Annotated in this window: 1 protein-coding gene and 1 pseudogene; both read left to right on the top strand. The window is 43.9% G+C overall.

Annotated features, from left to right (window positions below; all coding sequences use genetic code 11):
• Positions 1–324: pseudogene (locus tag GMD1S_RS10375) on the top strand (carboxynorspermidine decarboxylase); the annotation flags it as partial.
• Positions 321–1,224, top strand: a 904-nt coding sequence (locus GMD1S_RS10370; protein ID WP_000969474.1) for an agmatine deiminase family protein, incomplete at its 3' end; no start/stop codon positions are given. The pseudogene GMD1S_RS10375 and the gene GMD1S_RS10370, both read left to right, overlap by 4 nt.

Raw genomic sequence — 1,224 nt, 5'->3', positions numbered from 1 at the left:
GCGACCTGCCATATGCCAGATGTACTTGAAATGCCCTATCGTCCACCTCTGAGAAATGGATTTGAACCGCAGGAAAAAGCCCATACCTATAGACTTTCTTCTAATACCTGCCTGACGGGTGATGTGATTGGTGATTATAGTTTTGAAAATCCAGTCCAAATCGGTGATAGACTTTACTTTGAAGACATGGCTATTTACTCCTTTGTCAAAAATAATACCTTTAATGGTATTGGCTTGCCAAGTCTCTATCTCATGGACGAGCAGGGAGACTGCAGCTTAGTCAAAGCCTTCGGTTATCAAGACTTTAAAGGGAGGTTATCATGATGGACAGTCCAAAGAAATTAGGCTATCGTATGCCAGCAGAGTATGAACCCCATCATGGCACCCTCATGATATGGCCGACTCGACCAGGTTCATGGCCTTTTCAAGGAAAGGCTGCAAAAAAAGCATTTAGCCAAATTATCAAGACCATAGCAGAAGGGGAAAGAGTCTATCTTTTGGTGGAGCAGGACCATCTATCTGAAGCCCAATCCTATCTTGGAGAAAAGGTTGTTTATTTAGATATTCCTACTAATGATGCCTGGGCGCGTGATACGGGGCCGACTATTCTTGTCAATGATAAAAGAGAAAGATTGGCAGTCGATTGGTCTTTTAATGCCTGGGGTGGTGCTGTCGATGGTCTTTATCAAGATTATGAAGAGGATAACCAAGTAGCCAGTCGTTTTGCAGAAGTTTTAGAGATACCTGTTTATGATGCCAAACCTTTTGTACTGGAAGGCGGCGCGATCCATAGCGATGGTCAAGGGACCATTCTTGTGACTGAAAGCTGCTTACTCAGTCCTGGACGCAATCCCCACCTGTCTAAAGAGCAAATTGAAAACACCTTATTAGAGAGCCTTGGCGCTGAAAAAGTTATTTGGCTTCCTTATGGTATTTATCAGGACGAAACCAATGAACACGTTGACAATGTTGCAGCCTTTGTTGGTCCTGCAGAACTTGTTTTAGCTTGGACAGACGACAAAAGCGATCCTCAGTATGCCGTGTCTGCAGCTGATCTTGTGCTTTTAGAAAAAGAAACAGATGCAAAAGGGCGTACCTTCACCATTCATAAATTGCCAATCCCAGCGCTTCATCAAGTTGTAACCGAAGAGGATTTGTCAGGCTACATCTATGAAGAAGGGGAAGAAGAGCGTTATGCAGGTGAACGTCTTGCAGCTTCCTATG

It is taken from the genome of Streptococcus sp. GMD1S (assembly GCF_000296875.1).
Taxonomy (GTDB): Bacteria; Bacillota; Bacilli; order Lactobacillales; family Streptococcaceae; genus Streptococcus.
Note: the sequence above shows the minus strand (reverse complement) of the source record. Positions and strands in the feature narration are given on the sequence as shown.